Annotated in this window: 16 protein-coding genes; 12 read left to right on the top strand and 4 right to left on the bottom strand. The window is 68.6% G+C overall.

Going from position 1 to position 18261, the window contains the following annotated elements; all coding sequences use genetic code 11:
* Positions 1 to 143: 143 nt before the first annotated feature.
* Positions 144 to 1658, top strand: coding sequence for a M20/M25/M40 family metallo-hydrolase (locus AOZ06_RS53185; RefSeq protein ID WP_063810160.1), 1515 nt, complete (start codon positions 144 to 146; stop codon positions 1656 to 1658).
* A gap of 94 nt (positions 1659 to 1752) precedes the next feature.
* On the opposite strand, the gene AOZ06_RS33410 is transcribed toward AOZ06_RS53185, so the two are convergent.
* On the bottom strand, positions 1753 to 2544 hold the full coding sequence (locus AOZ06_RS33410) for a S1 family peptidase (protein WP_054293034.1): 792 nt from the start codon (positions 2542 to 2544) through the stop codon (positions 1753 to 1755).
* A 269-nt stretch (positions 2545 to 2813) separates the two neighbouring features.
* On the opposite strand from AOZ06_RS33410, the gene AOZ06_RS33405 reads away from it, so the two are divergent.
* From AOZ06_RS33405 to AOZ06_RS33385, 5 genes are all read left to right on the top strand, one after another.
* On the top strand, positions 2814 to 3869 hold the full coding sequence (locus AOZ06_RS33405; RefSeq protein ID WP_054293033.1) for a sensor histidine kinase: 1056 nt from the start codon (positions 2814 to 2816) through the stop codon (positions 3867 to 3869).
* The gene (locus AOZ06_RS33400; RefSeq protein WP_054293032.1) at positions 3866 to 4546 is read left to right on the top strand and encodes a response regulator; all 681 of its coding nucleotides are present in this window, start codon (positions 3866 to 3868) and stop codon (positions 4544 to 4546) included. The genes AOZ06_RS33405 and AOZ06_RS33400 overlap by 4 nt, the downstream gene beginning before the upstream one ends.
* A 78-nt stretch (positions 4547 to 4624) precedes the next feature.
* Positions 4625 to 6643, top strand: coding sequence for an MMPL family transporter (locus AOZ06_RS33395; RefSeq protein ID WP_236951825.1), 2019 nt, complete (start codon positions 4625 to 4627; stop codon positions 6641 to 6643).
* Positions 6644 to 6697: 54 nt separating this feature from the next.
* Positions 6698 to 8953 (top strand): sensor histidine kinase, encoded by a 2256-nt coding sequence (locus AOZ06_RS33390; protein WP_157233400.1) that lies wholly within the window; start codon positions 6698 to 6700, stop codon positions 8951 to 8953.
* Positions 8954 to 8992: 39 nt separating this feature from the next.
* Positions 8993 to 9619 (top strand): response regulator, encoded by a 627-nt coding sequence (locus AOZ06_RS33385; RefSeq protein ID WP_054293029.1) that lies wholly within the window; start codon positions 8993 to 8995, stop codon positions 9617 to 9619.
* A 1-nt stretch (position 9620) separates the two neighbouring features.
* On the opposite strand, the gene AOZ06_RS33380 is transcribed toward AOZ06_RS33385, so the two are convergent.
* Together AOZ06_RS33380 and AOZ06_RS33375 are read right to left on the bottom strand one after the other, a co-directional pair.
* Positions 9621 to 10064, bottom strand: coding sequence for a hypothetical protein (locus AOZ06_RS33380; protein ID WP_054293028.1), 444 nt, complete (start codon positions 10062 to 10064; stop codon positions 9621 to 9623).
* The gene (locus AOZ06_RS33375) at positions 10061 to 11200 is read right to left on the bottom strand and encodes a DUF5995 family protein (protein ID WP_054293027.1); all 1140 of its coding nucleotides are present in this window, start codon (positions 11198 to 11200) and stop codon (positions 10061 to 10063) included. The genes AOZ06_RS33380 and AOZ06_RS33375 overlap by 4 nt, the downstream gene beginning before the upstream one ends.
* Positions 11201 to 11344: 144 nt before the next feature.
* Between AOZ06_RS33375 and AOZ06_RS33370 the strand changes: the two genes are divergently transcribed.
* From AOZ06_RS33370 to AOZ06_RS33355, 4 genes are read left to right on the top strand one after another with little or no spacing between them, the layout of a single operon-like run.
* Positions 11345 to 12124: a nucleotidyltransferase domain-containing protein gene (locus tag AOZ06_RS33370; protein ID WP_054293026.1), complete on the top strand. Its 780-nt coding sequence runs from the start codon at positions 11345 to 11347 to the stop codon at positions 12122 to 12124.
* A 6-nt stretch (positions 12125 to 12130) separates the two neighbouring features.
* Positions 12131 to 12541, top strand: coding sequence for an FxsA family protein (locus AOZ06_RS33365; RefSeq protein ID WP_054293025.1), 411 nt, complete (start codon positions 12131 to 12133; stop codon positions 12539 to 12541).
* Positions 12542 to 12569: 28 nt separating this feature from the next.
* A complete protein-coding gene (locus AOZ06_RS33360) occupies positions 12570 to 13607 on the top strand; it encodes a DUF3616 domain-containing protein (RefSeq protein WP_054293024.1) in 1038 nt (345 codons plus the stop codon).
* Entirely contained in the window at positions 13604 to 14140 is a 537-nt protein-coding gene (locus AOZ06_RS33355) for a class I SAM-dependent methyltransferase (RefSeq protein ID WP_054293023.1), read from the top strand. Before AOZ06_RS33360 ends, AOZ06_RS33355 begins: the two co-directional genes overlap by 4 nt.
* Here AOZ06_RS33355 and AOZ06_RS33350 read toward each other — a convergent pair.
* On the bottom strand, positions 14102 to 14563 hold the full coding sequence (locus AOZ06_RS33350) for a MarR family winged helix-turn-helix transcriptional regulator (protein ID WP_218921819.1): 462 nt from the start codon (positions 14561 to 14563) through the stop codon (positions 14102 to 14104). The two genes, AOZ06_RS33355 and AOZ06_RS33350, sit on opposite strands and share 39 nt — an antisense overlap.
* 77 nt (positions 14564 to 14640) lie before the next feature.
* Here AOZ06_RS33350 and AOZ06_RS33345 point away from each other — a divergent pair, with 77 nt between their 5' ends.
* Together AOZ06_RS33345 and AOZ06_RS33340 are read left to right on the top strand one after the other, a co-directional pair.
* Positions 14641 to 15009, top strand: coding sequence for a cupin domain-containing protein (locus tag AOZ06_RS33345; RefSeq protein ID WP_054293021.1), 369 nt, complete (start codon positions 14641 to 14643; stop codon positions 15007 to 15009).
* Positions 15010 to 15103: 94 nt separating this feature from the next.
* On the top strand, positions 15104 to 18097 hold the full coding sequence (locus AOZ06_RS33340) for an alpha-mannosidase (RefSeq protein ID WP_054293020.1): 2994 nt from the start codon (positions 15104 to 15106) through the stop codon (positions 18095 to 18097).
* Positions 18098 to 18261 lie beyond the last annotated feature (164 nt).

The raw sequence follows: 18261 nt of genomic DNA, 5'->3' as shown, positions 1-18261 counted from the left end.
GAGCACGTGACGAAACAATCAAGGTATCTATCCGTAGCCCTACGGCTTTAATACCCGGTCGCCGGGTACCTATAGCAGAAGGCGCATGTTTACGTACCCGTACGGATTGTTTCCGGGTTCCGGCTGACCGGAGAGTCCACCCCATGAAACGGACGACAGCGATCCTGGTCGCTGCGGCGGTGATCGGGCTCGGACATCCCGTGATCGCCACAGCCGCACCGGATCCCGCCCCTGCACTGGCGGCCGAACTGCCCAACGGCGCACCGGACATCGACACGGCAGCCGTGAAGGCGCATCTCGACCAGTTCCAGACCATCGCCCAGAACCAGGGCAACGGCAACCGCTGCACCGGGTCCGGCGGCTACACCGGCTCGGTCGCGTACGTCAAACAGAAGGCCGAAGCAGCCGGGTACACCGTGACCGAGCAGCCGTTCACCGCCTCGGGCGGCAAACGCAGCAGCAACGTGCTGGCCGAACTGCCCGGCCAGGACACCACCAAGGTGATCATGGCGGGCGGTCACCTCGACAGCGTGTGTGCCGGTCCGGGGATCAACGACAACGGCTCCGGGTCCGCCGCCGTGCTCGCTGTCGCCGAGGCTTTCGCCAAGGCCAACCCCAACCCGAAGGTCACTGTTCGCTTCGCGTGGTGGGGCGACGAGGAAGCCGGGCTGGTCGGGTCGCGGTACTACGCCACCAACCTGCCCACCGCGGAACGGACACGCGTCCAGGCGTACCTGAACTTCGACATGGTCGGCTCGCCGAACCCGGGCTACTTCGTCTACAACGACGATGACGACGCGATCGAGAAGACCATCAACGACTACTTCGCCACGATCAACTGGCCGACCGAGGGCCAGGGCGTCGGCGGTCGCAGCGACAGCGCGTCCTTCCAACGGATCGGGATCAGGACCGGCGGCATCTTCACCGGCGCCGAACAGCGCAAAACCCAGGCCCAGGTCAGCAAATGGGGTGGGCAGGCCAACGTCGCCTACGACCGCTGTTACCACGCGTCCTGCGACACCTTGTCCAACATCAACGACGAAGCGCTCGGCCACAACAGCGACGCGATCTCGTGGACGATATGGGCATTGACGGGCGGAGGCGGTTCCCAGCCGGGCAATCCGACGGCGGCGTTCACCGCGAACTGCTCGACCAGCGAACCGTCGTGCACGTTCGACGCCTCCGGCTCCAGCGACCCGAACGGCTCGATCTCGTCCTATGCCTGGAAGTTCGGCGACAACCAGAACGGCACCGGCGCCACACCGTCCCACACCTACGGCCAAGCCGGGACCTACACAGTCGAACTGACCGTCACCGACAACGAAGGCAAAACCGACACCGAAACCAAACAAATCACCGCAGGCAAACAACAAGGACAAGCACCACGCGCATCGTTCACCGTGCAATGCCAGTGGGACACCTGCAACTTCAACGGAACCGGCTCCACCGACCCGGACAACGACATCGCCACCTACAACTGGGCCTACGGCGACGGCACAACCGGAAACGGAACCACCTCGTCGCACAAGTACCCCAACAAACAAGCCACCTACACAGCGGAACTGAAAGTGACCGACAAAGCCGGACACACCCACTCCACCAGCAAACAAGTCCAGTGCTACAGCGTCGGCAGCCAGGCCTTCTGCTTCGGCCAGTGACCACCTGACCGGCGCGGCCACTGTGGCCCTCGCCGTGTGGGGACGGCGAGGGCCACAGCGGTATCACCCCCGGTCAGGCACTGTGATCACGGGATCAGACGCCCGCGGTCTGCCGGATCCAGTTGCGGACCGTCGAGCTGACCACGGTGTTGTAGCCACCGAAGCCGCTGCCGTCGGTCGGCTTGTTGCCGATCGCGCAGACACCGATCAGCTCACCGGCGGAGTTGATCATCGGGCCGCCCGAGTCACCACCGGAGGTGTCGCCGTTGTTGCGGATGCACGCGATGTCACCGAAGTTGGTGGCACAGTTGAGCTGCGTCACGCTTCCGTTGGAGGTCTTGAGGTTCTCCGGCAGGTTCGTCCAGTTCGAGTTCTGGTAGCCCCAGCCGTAGACGCGCTCGGTCGTGCCGACCCGCAGCGAGCCCTGCGCCGCCACGCGCAGGTAGGTCGCGTTGACGTCCTTGGACAGCTGGAGGATCGACACGTCGTTGTTGCCCGGCGCGTTGATCACCCGGCTGACGTTGGCCGTCGTGCCGCCGGACGAACGCGTCAGCGAACCGATGCGGACGTTGAGGTTCGGCGAACCCACGCAGTGCTTGGCCGTGATCACGTAGCGCGGCGCGATGATCGACGCCGTGCAGGAGAAGCTGCTGCCGGTGTGCAGCGCGGCGATGTACGGCACCGGGGAGGTGACGCGGCTGCCGCCCACGATGGCCGTGGAAGGACCGGGCTTCTCGCCCTCGGCCACCGGCCGGACCAGGGTGCTCTGGTCAGTGATCCCGTCCGGGGTCGTGGTCTGCGCGCCACCGGCGCTCAGAGCCGCGGTGCTGAACGCGAACGCCGCCGCCACGGTGACCACCGTGGCGCGCTTCAGCAAGGTGTGCATTTATTCGGATCCTCTCAACGAAATGGAGAACGCAGGGGTTCGTCGAATGGAAAAAGGAGTTCCGCAACATCCCATGTTGTTTGTTGCCGCCTGATGCTAGGCAGGTTCCGGCGTTCACGGCCAGTGCTGTGTATTCACACGCTCCGTTGCGAGAACTGTGATACGAATCCGTATGCTTCGGGGGCGTTCGGCCGAACACTAGGTATGGGCCCCGTTAGCGGTAGGTATGGTCCCTGCGCGGCGATACTGAGTGGTGGCACACTCGGGGTGTGAAGTGGACAAAGGACGCACTCTGGGCGGGCGCGGTGCTGGCCGGCGTCTACGTGCTGACTGTCCTGCAGGGACCGCCGCTGGAGTTCTCGGGCTTCGCCCTCATTGTCGTGACGTGCGCGTTGCTTGCTTTCCGGCGGCGTTTTCCGATATGGGTCGCTTTCGGGACGATGGTGGGGTGCGGCGTCTACTACCCGTTCGCGGGCAGTGCCGGGCCATTGCTGGCGACATTCGTGGTGGCGCTGTACTCCGTCGCCGCGACCGGCCGGCTCGTCGTGGCGATCGGTATCGCGGTGCTCGCGATGGCCGGAATCGTGCTGGGCGAGGCCGCGAGCCCCGTCAGGCACCTCGACAACATCTCGATGTTCATGCTGGTCGGCTGGCTGGTCGCGGTGATCGCGCTCGGCGCGGTCAGCCACGGCAGGCGCGCGCTCGTCGCGGAAGCCGAGAAACGCGCCACCTCGGAGGAACGGCTGCGGATCGCACGCGAACTGCACGACGTCCTCGCGCACAACATCTCACTGATCAACGTGCAAGCCAGCGCCGCGCTGCACCGCACCGGCCAGGAAACCGACGCGCTCACCGCGATCAAGCAGGCCAGCAAGGACGCGCTCAGGGAACTCAGGGCCACGCTCGGCGTGCTGCGCCAGGTCGACGAACAGGCCCCGACCAGGCCGCCGGGGCTCGGCCAGCTCAGCGACCTGGTCGAGCGGACCAGGGCGACCGGGCTCGCGGTGACCGTCGACGGTGAGCCGCGTGCGTTGCCCGCCGAGGTCGACCTGGCGGCGTACCGGATAATCCAGGAAGCGCTGACGAACGTGACCAGGCACGCGTCGGCGCGGGCGGTGACCGTGCGGATCCAGTACGACGACAAGGACATGCGGGTGCGGATCGACGACGACGGCCACGGAGCTCCCGGTGGCGGGTTCGACGAGGGCAACGGGATCCGGGGGATGACCGAACGGGCCCGGTCCGTCGGCGGTGAGCTCACCGTGCGCGGCGGCGCCACGGGGACGCGGGTGTCGGCCCGCCTGCCGATCGGGGGCGACCTGTGATCAAGGTCCTGCTCGCCGACGACCAGCGGCTGGTCCGCGCCGGCTTCAAGTCTATTTTGGACGGCGAGGACGACGTCGACGTCGTCGCCGAGGCCGCCAACGGCACCGAGGCCGTCGCGCTGACCCGGTCGGTCAAGCCGGACGTCGTGCTGATGGACATCCGGATGCCCGAACTCGACGGCCTGGCCGCGGCCCGCGAGATCGTCCGGATCGCCGGCGCCCGCGTGATCATCCTGACCACGTTCGACCTCGACGAGTACGTCTACGGCGCGCTGCGCGCCGGAGCCAGCGGGTTCCTGGTCAAGGACACCGAGCCGATGGAGCTGATCCACGCCGTCCGCGTGGTCGCCAGGGGAGACGCGCTGCTGGCCCCGGCAGTGACCCGCAAGCTGATCGCCGAGTTCGCCGGCCGGGTCGACCGGCCCGCGCCCAGCCCGCGGCTGAACTCGCTGACCGACCGCGAACGCGAGGTCATGGTCCTGGTCGCGGCGGGCCTGTCCAACGACGAGATCGCCGCGAAGCTCGTGCTCAGCCCGGCGACCGCCAAGACGCACGTCAGCCGGATCATGACCAAGCTGGACGTCCGCGACCGCGCCCAACTGGTCGTGCTGGCCTACGAGTCGGCCATGATCACGCCTGGGTGGATGTCAACCCGGGATGTAAGGGATCGCCAGTAGGGAACAACTCCGGTCGTACGCGCAGTGCCCGCTGCCGCCGGACGACCGCGACCTGGTGCGTAGCCGACGCTGTGCGGCGTGAACACATCGAAACTGAGCCGGTTCGAACGGCTGGCCGCCTGGTCGAGGCGGCGCCGCTGGCTCGCCGTGATCCTCTGGGTGGTGGCGCTGGCCGGGATCACGCTCGCCGCGCAGGCGGCCGGCAGCAGCTACCACAACGACCACACCATGCCGGGCACCGAGTCCCAGCAGGTGGCGAACATGTTCCAGAGCCGCGACCCGGTCGACGCACTCCAGGTCGTCGCCGAAGGCGACCTGGCGAAGTTCCCTGCCGTACTGGACAAACTCCGCGGCCTGCCGCACGTGGCCGCCGTCCAGCAGCCACAGGCCAACGGCGACATCGCGTTCGCGACCGTGACACTGGACGCCGGCGGCGTGCCCAAAGAGGACATCCGCCGGATCATCGACACGGCCAAGTCCACCGATCTGCGGGTCGAACTCGGCGGTGAACTCGTCCGCGGCGCCGAGGAATCCGCGGGCGGGGGAGCGGAAGGCGCCGGGATGCTGGCGGCGCTGGTGATCCTGGTGCTGATGTTCGGCTCGTTGCTGGCCGCCGGGCTCCCGCTGATCACCGCGGTCTTCGCGGTCGGTGCCACGGTCGGGATCACCATGCTGGCCTCGCACCTGGTCGACCTGCCGGACTACGCGCCACCGGTGATGATCCTCGTCGGCCTCGGAGTCGGCGTCGACTACGCCCTGCTGATCTTCGCCAGGTACCGCACCGAACTGCTGGCGGGCGCCGACCGTGACACGGCCGCGACCAGGGCACTGGACACGGCCGGGCGGTCGGTGATGTTCGCCGGCTGCACCGTGATCATCGCGCTGCTCGGGTTGCTGGCGCTGGGGCTTGGCTCGTTGCAGGGGCTCGCGCTGGCCGTGACGTTGACCGTCCTGTTCACGCTGGTGGCGTCGCTGACGCTGCTGCCCGCGCTGCTTTCCCTGCTGGGCAAGCGGATCGAGAAAGCCGTGCTGCGCCGGGCGAACAAGCACCGGGGTGACCGCTGGCGTGCGTGGACCGCTGGGATCCAGCGCCGCCCGTGGCCCGCGCTGGTCCTCGCGGTCGCCGCGCTGGCCGCGTTGTCGTTGCCCGCCTTGGGCATGCGGCTGGGCTTCGCCGACGCCGGCACCGAGTCACCGAGTTCCACCAGCCGCCAGGCGTACGACCTGCTGGCCAAGGGATTCGGTCCCGGGTTCAACGGCCCGCTGGTCGTCGTGGCACAGGGCAAGCAACAACCACGGCTGCCCGAAGTGCTGGCCGGAACACCTGGCGTGGCGAAAGTGCTTCCGCCGCAACAGACTCCACAAGGGACCGTGGTGATGCTGTACCCGACGAGCGCGCCACAGGACAAGGAGACCGACGACCTCGTCGGACGGCTGCGTGACGACGTCCTCCCCGCGCTGCCCGGCAGCACATTCCTGGTCGGCGGTGCCACAGCCGCCGCGGACGACTTCGCCGAGGCGGTCAGCGACCGGCTGCCGCTGTTCGTGCTCGTCGTGGTCGGCCTGTCGGCGCTGCTGCTGATGGTCGTGTTCCGGTCGATCCTGATCCCGCTCAAGGCCGCTGTGCTCAACCTGCTCAGCATCGGCGCGTCGATGGGCGTGGTCACGCTCGTCTACGGCGAAGGCCTCTTCGGCGTCCAGTCAGGACCGATCGAGGCGTTCGTGCCCGTGCTGATCTTCGCGATCGTGTTCGGCCTGTCCATGGACTACGAGGTGTTCCTGCTCGCCCGCATGCACGAGGAATGGCGCCGGACCGGCGACGCGGCCCACGCCGTCCGCGAAGGCATGGCGGGCACAGGCAGCGTGATCACGGCCGCGGCGGCGATCATGATCGTGGTGTTCGGCGCGTTCCTGTTCAGCCCGGACCGGATGCTCCAGCAGTTCGGCCTCGGCCTCGCGGTCGCCGTCCTGCTCGACGCGGTCGTGATCCGCTGCCTGATCGTGCCCGCGGTGATGCGGCTGTTCGGCCCGTCGGCGTGGTGGCTCCCGCGTCCAGTGGACCGCCGCCTACCCCGTTTGGCGCTTGAACACGCCTGATAGGCGGCAGAAATACCCACCCGGCGAACCGGGAGATGTGACTACCGTCTGCGGGTGCGGACAAGTGGTGCACGCGGGGAGACGATGGGGTCCGCGGAACGGGAACTGCTCAGCACGGGTCTGCGGTACGCCCTCGGCCTGAGGCTGGTCGTGGTCGCCATGGCCAGCCTGGTGTCCCTGCTGCTCGAACCGGCGCCGCGGCCCATGCTCGCGGCAGGCGTCGTACTGGCACTCAACGCCTGGAACGCCTGGTACGCCTACCAGAGGCTGCGCGGCGGCGGTGTCGTGCTCACCATCGCGGACGTGACGGTCGTGAGCGCGGTCTGCCTGACCCAGCTCTGGACCGCCACTCCCGACACAGCTGCCGCCGCGAGCTGGGTCTTCGTGACCGCGGCGATCACCGTCGTGGCCTACCCGTGGCAGATCGGCGCGGTCGCCATCACCGTGGCCACCGTGCTGATCATGGCCGCCTACCTGGCCGGCGGGGCGATCGCCGCGCCGGACAACTGGGCCGCGACCGTGCCCGTCCAGCTCTGGATGCTCATGGAAGCCGCGCTTTCGTTCGCGCTGTACCGGTTCGTCCGGCGCGGAGCACGAATCGCCGACCGGCTCGTGGCCCGCAACGAACAACTGCGCATGCAGGCGGCCGTCGCGGCGGCCCGGCGCGACGACGAACGCGAATACCTCGCCGCCCTGCACGACACCGCGTCCGCGACCCTGCTGATGGTCGGCGCGGGCGTGGTGACCAAGCCGGAACCGTGGCTGTCCGACCAGGCCGCGCGCGACCTCGAAGTCATCCGCGGCCGGGAGGACATCCCCGCAGGCCAGGTCGACCTGCTGGCCATGCTGCGCGAAGTCAGCGACCGCACACCGTTGACCGTCCGCTGGCAGGCCCCGAGCCCGGTGACCGTGCCCGCGGTCGTCGGGATCGCGTTGTCCCGTGGCACAAGAGAAGCACTGACGAACGTGGTCCGGCACGCCGCGGTCGACGACGCCGAGGTGCGGGTACGGCGCGACGGCGACACGGTTACCGTCGAAGTCGCCGACCAGGGCTGCGGCTTCGACGCCGCCAGCGTGCCCGGCAACCGGTTCGGCGTGGCGCGCTCGCTGGTCGAGCGGATGTCCCGGATCGGCGGCACCGCCGAGGTCCGCAGCGAACCGGGCCACGGCACCACCGTGCGCCTGGAAAGCCCGGTGGTCGTCAAGGAGTCCGGCGGCGGTGACGCGGACATCATCGCCAAACGGTTCCTGCGCGGCCTGCGCTGGGCGCTGGTCGCGATGAACCTCGTCATCCTCTACGGCCTGGACCTGCCGAAACTCCTGACGAGCACGGACGCGTACACCACGGTCGTCCCGCAGTACCTCGCACTGGGCGTGGGTACGGCCATCTCACTGTGGGCGGGTTTCTCGACCTGGCGCGGGTCCACGCGGATCCCAGGGCGGTGGCCACTGGTGGTGCTGGTCTTCGCCGTGTCGATCCTCGCGACGCAGACCGTGCTGCCGGAACGGCGACTGGGCATCGCGCACTGGTCCGAGGGCGACATCGCGTGGTCGCTGGCCCTGTTGCTGCTGGACGAACGCGCGGTGGTGTTCATCGGCGTGATCGTCACCCAGTACGCGCTGACGTTCGTCCACGTGGCGACCGGCGGCACCAGCGCCGTGACCGTCGCGGGCGCGGTGAACGCGACCGTTGTCGTGCTGGCGTACCAGATGGCGGTCGGGATGATCGCGACCGTCCTGCGTGGAATCGCGGTGTCCGCCGCGCGCATCGCCCGTGAGGAGGAAGAACTGCGCACCTCCGAAGTCGTGGCCGACCAACTCCACAACGACCGCAAGGAACGCTACGCCGTGGTTGCCGACACGACCGCGCCCCTGCTGGCGGGCCTGGCGTCCGGCGAACTCGACCCGGGCGACGCCGCGGTCCGCCGCCGCTGCTCACTGGACGCGGCCAAGTTGCGGCGGCTGTTCGCGGAAGGCGCGTCCGACCCGTTGCTGCACGAACTGCGCGGGTACATCGAACTCGCGGAGCGCAACGGGGTCTCCGTGCGGTTCGCCGAACGCGGGAACCGGCCCACGGTGCCGTCGGAGGCACGCAGGGCGTTGACCGAACCCGCCGTGACCATGCTCGCCACAGCGACCCGCATGGCTCGGGTCACCGTCGTGGGCACGGGGAAGTCGGTGACCGTGAGCGTGGTGTCCGACTCGCCGCCCGAGGCCGTGCCGGCGACGGAGTTCACCGGGATCACGTCGTCGACCGTGGTGAGCGGCTCGCAACTCTGGGTCGAAGTGACCTGGATGAGGGGTGAATGACTGTCACCGGCGGCCCCGGGCGGTTCGTAACGTGATCCCATGGGGATCAAAGTCGGGATCGTCGAAGACCACCCGCTCTACCGCTCAGCCGTGGCGCAGCTGATCACGCAGGTGCCGGACTTCGAGCTCGACGCGGTCGCCGAATCCGTCGCCCAGTTCGTGGTCCGGCGAACCCACCGCGACTCGGTCGTCGCGCTCGACCTGAACCTGCCCGGCGTCCAAGGCGCGGCGGCGGTGATGGACGTCGTCGCACTGGGCCACCCCGTCCTCGTGATCAGCGCCCACGCCGGACAACAGGACGTGCTGAGCGCGATGGCGGCCGGTGCGCGCGGCTTCCTGTCCAAGGACACCGACGGCGACGAACTGCTGCGGGCGTTGCGGCTGATCGCGATGGGGGACAGCTACATCTCGCCGACGCTGGCCTCGTACGTGCTCGACGCCACCCGCGGCGGGCACGTGATCGAACTGTCCTCGCGGGAGCGCGAAGTGCTGTCGCTGGTCGCGTCCGGCGAACGCGACCAGGACATCGCCGACGAACTGGCGATCAGCATCAGGACCGTGCGGTCCTACTTGGACAGGATCAGGGACAAGACCGGCCAGCGCTGCCGCTCGGAACTGACGCGGTACGCCATCGAACAAGGTGTCCTGGCCCGCCGCACGGCGTGACTCACAACCAGCCGGGGCTGATCACCAGCCTGCCGTCCGGGCCGACGGCCAGCGGCACCCCGGTGTCGGTCGTGTGTACCTCGGTGATCCGGCGCACCGATTCGGCGTACTCGGCCGCCGCCACGCGCTGATCAGCCGTAAGACCGTCCGGCGGCTCCGGTACTGCCAGGTCGGCGAGCGCTTGCTCGGCCGTGGCGCGGTCGGCTCGCGTGGCCGACGTCGCCGCCGCCAGCGGGCCCAGCAGCCGGTCGGCGAACTCCGACGCGGGATCCCGCACCTCGGCCAGCCCGCTCGCGGCGATCCGGGCTCTGTCCCGCAGGTCCACCGCGGCGACGGCACGCAGCCAGCGCCCGGCCACGGAGGTCTCCCAGTCCACCAGCCGGATCAGGGCGGCGCGGTCGTTGTCCTTCGCGGCGGCCAGCGCCGCGGTGATGGTCTGTGTCATCGGGGCTGGTTGTTCCAGTTGTAGTCGGACACCTTCGTACCGTCCACGTCGAAGTCGTCGCTGCCCGAGAACGGGTGCGCCGCGGCGCTGTACCCCTCGAGCCGGCTCTGCATGCCGTCCTGGGTGTGCACGCCTCGCTGGTGACCGCTGACGATCGTGGCCGCCTTCTCCCACGAATGGTCGCGTTCCATCGGGATGTCGAACAGCGCGGGCATGCCCGCGTCCTGCAGCCAGCCCCAGCTCATCGGGTCGTACGAACCCAGCGTGGCGGTCTGCTGGATCTCCGGTCGCAGGTCGGCGGTGGCCTGGTCGAACACCGGGCCCATCCGGTCGTAGTCCTCGTGGAAGTCGGCGAGCGTCACGTTCGGCAGCCCGGCGTAGTGCTGCTCGTACATCGCGGCGATCGCCCGCGGCAGGTCGAACCTGATGTGCGCCTGCATCGACGGGAGCAGCGCGTTGCCGATCTCGTGTGCCTGCGTGCGGATCCAGCTGCCGTCGTTGTAGGACTCGGCCGCCTTGAACGCCGCCTGCCAGTTGCCCTCCACCTCGTCCTGCCGCCCGGCGCGCCACGCCTCCAGGTTCTGGTGGTAGGTGGCGTGGAAGGCGATCACCTCCTGCATCTTCATCAGCGGGTACCGGTACACACCGGAGTCGATGGCATCGAGCTCGTGCTTGGTGACGAAGTGGTAGACCTTGGCGAACCAGTACTTCATGTCGCCGCGCAGGGACTCGGCCGTCGCCAGCTGCTCGTCGCGGATCGCCACGCACCGCGACCGCAGCGCGGTGAACGCGGCGATGGGATTCGCCGGCAGCGCCTCCGGTTTGGGGCCGCCGGAGAACACGACGTGACCGGCCGAGGCCGGGAGCGCGGTGAGGTGCTCGTGACCGCCGTCGATCCGGATCTGGTTGCCCTCCTGGTCGGTGGCGGTCGTGTCGACGGCGACCGGCCCGAGGACGTTCGGCTCGCGCTGCGCGGCCAGCACACGCTGGATGGGCTGGGACACGCTCGCCCCGCTCAGGGCACCGGCGACCGCCCGGTTGCCCGCCTGCCCGAGCAGGTTCAGCGCCGGATGCGGCCGACCAGCCCCAGTGGACACGGTTGTGCCGTGGTCCGGTCGTTGTTCATGCGTGCGCACGTGTCCTGCCTCCCAGCGGTCCCAGCCAGAGTCTGCCGGTGTGGTGCCGCCGCGCGCATGCCCGAAAGGGCGGACCGACGCGCTCAACATCCACGGGGGCACGGCCACCGGCCGCGCCCGCACCCCAGCGATAAGATCGGGCGGATGAGCGACGAGATCGACAAGATCGACCGAATCGTCACCCGTTACCTCGCCGCGGCCGACCGGCTGCTGCCCGGCCGGATCACAGGCTTCTACCTGGTCGGGTCGGCCGCGCTCGGCGCGTGGCACCCCGACACCAGCGACATCGACTTCGTCGCCGTCGTGACCGGACCCGCCACGCGGCTGCGCGCGCTGCACATCGTGGGCAACCTGGTGACCGCCGGACGTGCGTTGGTCAAGCGGCAGACCAACATCCCCGGCACCATGAACGGCGTCTTCGTCGCGGCGCAGGACATCGGCAAACCCGTCACCGAGATCAGGCCGATCGCGTCGCACAGCGGCCGGTCGTTCAAACCGGGCGTCGGCTTCGACGTCAACCCGGTGATGTGGAAAGTGTTGCTGGAAAAGGGAATCACCGTACGCGGCAGCGAGCCATCCGAACTGGGCGTCGATCCGGAACCGGACAAGCTGCGGCAGTGGAACCTCGACCAGCTCGACGGGCACTGGCGATCTTTCGCCGAGCAGTGCGTGTCGGACAACCCGCCCCGCAAGCCGCTGCGCTCGCCGTACGAGACGGCCCTCGCGCGGGTCACCGGTCCGCCGAGGCTGCACCACACCGTCGCCACCGGCGAGATCATCTCCAAGGACGACGCGGTGGGCTACGCGGCGGACACGTTCGGCGTACACGTCGACGACCTGCGAAACCCCAGGCAGATCGGTGAGTTCATGCTCGAGGTGATCGATGACGCCACCCGGGAGTCTTTTCGGCGTCCCGGACGTTGAACGGGTATGCCCGTTTTGATCCTGTTGTTGCTGGCCATGGCCGTCGAGATCACCGTACTGGTGCTGATCGGCTCGGCGATCGGCGTGCTGCCCACGATCCTGCTGGTGGTCGTGGCCACCGTGCTCGGCGTCGTGCTGCTGCGGCGCGAGGGAACGCGGGCGCTGACGGCGTTCCAGAGCAAGGTCCGATCCGGACAGCAGCCCCAAGGCGAGATGCTCGACGGCGTGCTGATCGCCGCCGCCGGGATCCTGGTGGTGCTGCCCGGGTTCGTCAGCGACGTGCTGGCGATCGCCCTTTTGTTCCCGCCGACGCGGGCGCTGGTGCGCAAGCGCGTGCTAAAACGGGCTGAAGCGCGTGCGCGTCGTTACCGCGAGGACGGCCCCAACCAGGTCTTCGTCATCGACGCGCAGCCCTGACGGCCTTCCAGCGACGAAGAGGGGGCACATGACCGTCAATCGCCAGGTCCGGCTGCGGTTCGAAACAGGTGCTGTCGAGGCACAGACCCACGTCAACCTGTCCGCGGTCCGCAGTGACGGGCGTTACCTGTGGATCGCCGGCGACGAGACCGCGACCATCGAACGGCTGACCGCCGACGAGATCGGCCGCCCCACCGAGTACGCCGAGCACGTGACGTTCCCGTTACCCGACGTGATCAAGCTGCCCGGACAGGCGGACGAAGAGGTCGACGTCGAAGGCCTCACCCGGGTCGGCCCGTACCTCTGGGCGGTCGGCTCGCACAGCGCGAAGCGCAAGAAGCTCAAGCGCGAACACTCCGATGCCAAGTCGGCCAAGCGGTTGGCCAGCGTCAGCAGCGAACCGTCCCGCCGGGTGCTCGCCCGGCTGGCGATCGAGGACGACGAACCGGTCGCGGAGACCAGCGAAGGCCACACCAGCGCCGCGCTCGGCCGCCCCGGCCTGTTCGACCTGCTCGATGACGACGACCACCTCGCGCCGTTCCTGGCCATCCCCGGCAAGGACAACGGGCTGGACATCGAAGGCATCGCGGCCGCCGGTGAACCGGGCCACGAACGCGTCTTCCTCGGCCTGCGCGGCCCGGTCCTGCGTGGCTGGGCGGTGATCCTCCAGCTCGCGCCGCGCGCCCACGGCACCGAACTCGAGCTGGAGAAGATCGACGGCGAGCGGTACGTCAAGCACTTCATCGACCTCGACGGCCTGGGCGTGCGGGATCTCTGCGTGCACGGCGACGACCTGCTGATCCTCGCCGGTCCGTCGATGGACCTGGACGGACCGGTGCGGATCTACCGCTGGCGCGACGCCGCGGACCTCAAGACCGCTGACGTCGTGCACCGCGACGAACTGGAGCGGGTGCTCGACCTGCCGTACGGCGAGGGCGACGACCACGCCGAGGGCATCGCGCTGTTGCCGGACAACGAGCTGCTGGTGGTCTACGACAGCCCGGCCAAGGCGCGGCTGACCGAACCGGGTGTCGTGCTCGCGGATGTGGTGAGCCTTCCGTCGTGAAGGTGCCCGACCGGGTGCGCTGGGCCGTGGAGGTGGTCGATCCCGGCCCAGCCGACGCCGTGCTGGAGATCGGCTGCGGTCCCGGTGTGGCAGCGGCGCTGATCTGCGAACGGCTGGACACCGGTCGGCTGCTGGCGGTCGACCGGTCGCCGGTCGCGGTCAGGCGCGCCACCGAGCGCAACGCGTCACATGTGGACGCCGGCAGGCTCGAGGTCCGGCAGTCCGCACTGGACGGACTGGTCGTGCCGGACGGCAGCTTCGACAAGGCTTTCTGCGTCAACGTGAACGTCTTCTGGGTGTCGCCGGACCCGGCGAGGGAACTGGCCGTGCTCAGGCACGCGTTGCGCCCCGGCGGGGTGCTGTACGTGCTCTACGACGACGGTGGCCCCACGGCGGTCAGCCGTGTCACGCCCGCGATCGCGCAAGCACTGCGCGCCAACGGGTTCACCGATGTCGAGGCCCGTGGCGGCGGTGGTGTCGGCGTTCTGGGCCGGTCACCAGACCGGACGCAGGGCGGGCAGGTCCGGGCCTGACATGGTCCGGATCAGCTTGGTCAGTTCCCCGCGCAGCCCGGCGAAGTCGACGTGCCCGGCCAGTTCCGCCTCGAGACCGTGCAGGATCCGCCCGGCCACGGTCAGGTGCCGGGCCGCCTTGTCGGTCAGCACGATCAGCTTGCGCCTGCCGCCGTCCGGATGCGGCGTGCGCGTGACGTACTGCTTGTCCTCCAACTCGTCGACGATCTGACTCGCGGCCTGCTTGGTCACGCCCAGCCGGTCGGCCAGTTCGGTCCCGGTCATCCCGGACCTGCGCAACGCCTGGAACACCGCGCCGTGGATGGGCCTGAGGTCCTGGTACCCGGCGGCGTCCATGCGCGTCACGAACTCCCGCAGGACGAGCTGGAATCCCATGCCGAGCAGGAACGTGAGCTCGGTCCGGGCCAATGGGTCCTCAGTCACGCCCCCATCTTGACACATCCGAGTCAATTAGCTTTACTCATTAGTGAGTAAAGTTGGTTGACATAGGGAGAGCCGAGTTGATCGTTGTCGAGTCCGCACGTACCACGCAGACGCCGAACGCAACCACGTCCAGCCTCGCCACGCCGGGACTGGGCAGCAAGGAACTGAGCGTGTGGAAGGTCAGCATGGCCGCCGGGACGCAGGGACCGGTGCACGCGATCGACCGCGAACAGGTCTGGGTGGCGCTCAGCGGCGTGATCGAGTTCATCGTGGATGACGGCGCGAAACTTGTCCGCACCGGACAAGCCGCCATCGTGCCCGCCGGGGAAGTGCGCCAGGTCCGTGTCGTCGAAGGGCCGGCCGAGGCGTTGGTCAGCATGTCGGCCGGTGGTTTCGCCACGGTGCCCGGCTCGGACGACCGGCATCCGCTGCCGTGGGCCGAGTGACGGCGTCCCGCCGGTAGGCAACATCATCGGCTGCCTTTCGGTGAAACCTTGGTATACGTTCGGCCCGGAGAGCCGGACACCAGGGAGGTCACCTGTGCACGACGATCGGCGGCTGGTCGAGGAGCGGCTGGCTCGGATGCTCACCACGCGCATCGCGCCAGCCAAGTACGCCGGGTCCGTCCCGCTGGAGATCGAGGTCTGGCACGTGCCGGACGAGCCGGTGCCCGCGGCTGAGGCGCTCGCCGCCGACTTCGAGCCGTTCGCCGTGGGGCAGCGATGGGGCGCGCCGTGGTCGACCAGCTGGTTCCGGGTGCGCGGCGGGATTCCGGCGGAATGGCGCGGCAAGCGCGTCGAGGCCGTGATCGACCTCGGGTTCAGCGGGGCCCAGGCGGGGTTCCAGGCCGAGGCGCTGGCGCACGACCTGGACGGCCGGCCGATCAAGGGCATCGCGCCCTGCAACGACCACGTCCCGCTCACCGGGGACGCAGTCGGCCTGCTGATCGAAGCGGCGGCCAACCCGGACGTGCTGGCCGGTGGCATGCAGCCGACCCCGATGGGGGACAAGGAAACCGCGGGCAAGGACCCGCTGTACGTCTTCACCGCGGCCGACGTGCGGCTGCTCGACGAGGACGTCTGGCACTTGCGGACGGACATGGAAGTGCTCAGCCAGCTGATGCACGAACTGTCCACTTCGGATCCCCGGCGGCACGACATCCTGCGCGCGCTGGAGCGTGCTCTGGACGCGATCGACGTCGCGGACATTTCGGGCACGGCGCAAGCGGCGCGCGCGGAGCTCACCGACGTGCTCGCCCGTCCCGCGCACGCCAGCGCGCACACCCTGTCCGCGGTGGGACACGCCCACATCGACAGCGCCTGGTTGTGGCCGCAGCGCGAGACGATCCGCAAGACGGCTCGTACGTTCGCGACCGTCACGGCGTTGGCGCAGGAATACCCGGAGTTCATCTTCGCCTGCTCGCAGGCCCAGCAGTACGCGTGGATCAAGGAACACCAGCCGGTCATCTTCGAACGCATCGCCGCGGCCGTGAAGTCCGGCCAGTGGGCGCCGGTCGGCGGGATGTGGGTGGAGTCGGACGCCAACCTGCCGGGTGGCGAAGCGCTGGCCCGGCAGCTGGTGCACGGCAAGAGGTTCTTCCTCGACGAGTTCGGCTACGAGTGCGAAGAGGTCTGGCTGCCGGACTCGTTCGGCTACACGGCGGCTTTCCCGCAGCTGGCGCGGCTGGCCGGGGCACGCTGGTTCCTGACGCAGAAGATGTCGTGGAACCAGACGAACAAGATGCCGCACCACACCTTCTGGTGGGAAGGCATCGACGGGACGAGGGTGTTCACCCACCTGCCACCGGTCGACACGTACAACTCGGAGTTCTCCGGCAAGGAGATGGCCTACGCCGTGGCCAACTACCTGGAGAAGGGACGAGGAACGACATCGCTGGTGCCGTTCGGCTACGGCGACGGCGGTGGCGGCCCGACGCGGGAGATGCTCGAGCGCGCCCGTCGCCTGAAGGACCTCGAAGGCACGGCGAAGGTCGTGATCGAGAAGCCGAACGAGTTCTTCGAGAAGGCGCACGCGGAATACCCGGACGCGCCGGTCTGGTCCGGCGAGATGTACCTGGAACTGCACAGGGCGACCTACACATCGCAGGCGCGGACCAAGGCGGGAAACCGCCGCAGCGAGCACCTGCTGCGCGAAGCGGAACTGTGGGCGGCGACAGCAGCGGTCGGCGGTGACTACGAGTATCCGCATGAAGCCTTCGACAGGTTGTGGAAGGTCGTGCTGCTGCACCAGTTCCACGACATCCTGCCCGGCAGCTCGATCGCCTGGGTGCACAGGGAAGCCGAGGCGACGTACGCGGCAGTGGCCGCCGAACTCAACGCCATCACCGACTCGGCACTGGCGTCCCTCGCGGGCGAGGGCCAGAACTCGTTGGTGTTCAACACCAGCCCACGGGAACGTCTCGAAGTCGTCGACGACGTGGTGACCGCAGTACCCGCGTCCGGAGCGGCACAGGTATCCGGTGTGGACGTCACACAGGTCGAGGTGACAGCCCGCTCACTGGACAACGGCCTGGTCAGGGTCCTGCTCGACGACAACGGCCTGCTCACGTCGGTCGTGGCGAACGGCCGCGAAGTCCTCGCCGGACCAGGAAACCTCCTGCAACTGCACCCGGACCTCCCGAACTTCTGGGACGCCTGGGACATCGACGCCCACTACAAACGCCGTCACACAGACCTGACGGACGCGGACTCGATCACCGTGTTGCGATCGGGGGTGGAAGGCGCGATCGAGGTGGTCCGGTCATTCGGTTCGTCACGGATCACCCAAGTGATCGGTGTGCGGGCAGGAAGCCGCCGCGTGGACGTGCGAACAGAGATCGACTGGCACGAGTCGGAGAAGATCCTGAAGGCAGCGTTCCCGATCGACGTACACGCCGACCGCTCGACAGCGGAGATCCAGTTCGGCCACGTACACCGCCCGACACACACGAACACAAGCTGGGACGCCGCCCGCTTCGAGATCTACGCCCACCGCTGGGTCCACGTAGCCGAACCAGGCTACGGCGTCGCAGTGCTGAACGACTCGACCTACGGCCACGACATCAGCCGCACAACCTCAGCCACTGGCACGACGACAACGACCGTCCGCCTGAGCCTGGTCCGTGCTCCCCGATGCCCGGATCCACATGCTGATCAGGGCAAGCACGTGCTGACGTACGCACTGCTACCGGATGCCTCTATCGCCGACGCGGTAGCTGAGGGGTATGCGCTGAACCTGCCCGTTCGACAGGTGCCCGGCGGCGAAGCCCCTGCCCCACTGGTGAGTGTGGACGGTGATGCCGTTGTGGTCGAGGCCGTGAAACTGGCGGCCGACAGGTCCGGCGATGTGGTCGTTCGGCTCTATGAAGCCCTCGGAGGACGTGCTTCGGCTGTTGTCAGTACTTCCTTCCCGGTGTCCTCCGCTGCGGTGACGGATCTTCTGGAACGACCACTCGCGGATGCCGAGATAACGCCGGAGGGAATCGCGGTGGCCTTGCGACCGTTCCAGATCGTGACACTACGACTGCGCAGGTGAACAGAGCAGACTGACACGGCTGCGTAGTAAGACAGGTGGCCCGGCGAGAGCGCGTGGCCCGAGCGGCGTGCGCGCAAGCGCGGACCAACCAGCGGCGGCGTGCGCGCAAGCGCAGAAGGGCTTCGGGCAGGAGCGCCCACGCCCTGAAACACCAAGGTCTCGGC

It is taken from the genome of Kibdelosporangium phytohabitans (assembly GCF_001302585.1).
GTDB classification, from domain to species: Bacteria; Actinomycetota; Actinomycetes; order Mycobacteriales; family Pseudonocardiaceae; genus Kibdelosporangium; species Kibdelosporangium phytohabitans.
The sequence above is the reverse complement of the archived record's forward strand: the minus strand, read 5'-3'. Positions and strand labels throughout refer to the sequence as shown.

Excerpts from the sequence above, each read along its gene's own strand:
- AOZ06_RS33410 (WP_054293034.1), bottom strand. The coding sequence starts at position 2,544 with ATGCACACCTTGCTGAAGCGCGCCACGGTGGTCACCGTGGCGGCGGCG.
- AOZ06_RS33370 (WP_054293026.1), top strand. The coding sequence starts at position 11,345 with ATGAGCGACGAGATCGACAAGATCGACCGAATCGTCACCCGTTACCTC.
- AOZ06_RS33380 (WP_054293028.1), bottom strand. The coding sequence starts at position 10,064 with ATGACACAGACCATCACCGCGGCGCTGGCCGCCGCGAAGGACAACGAC.
- AOZ06_RS33385 (WP_054293029.1), top strand. The coding sequence starts at position 8,993 with ATGGGGATCAAAGTCGGGATCGTCGAAGACCACCCGCTCTACCGCTCA.
- AOZ06_RS33360 (WP_054293024.1), top strand. The coding sequence starts at position 12,570 with ATGACCGTCAATCGCCAGGTCCGGCTGCGGTTCGAAACAGGTGCTGTC.
- AOZ06_RS33365 (WP_054293025.1), top strand. The coding sequence starts at position 12,131 with ATGCCCGTTTTGATCCTGTTGTTGCTGGCCATGGCCGTCGAGATCACC.
- AOZ06_RS53185 (WP_063810160.1), top strand. The coding sequence starts at position 144 with ATGAAACGGACGACAGCGATCCTGGTCGCTGCGGCGGTGATCGGGCTC.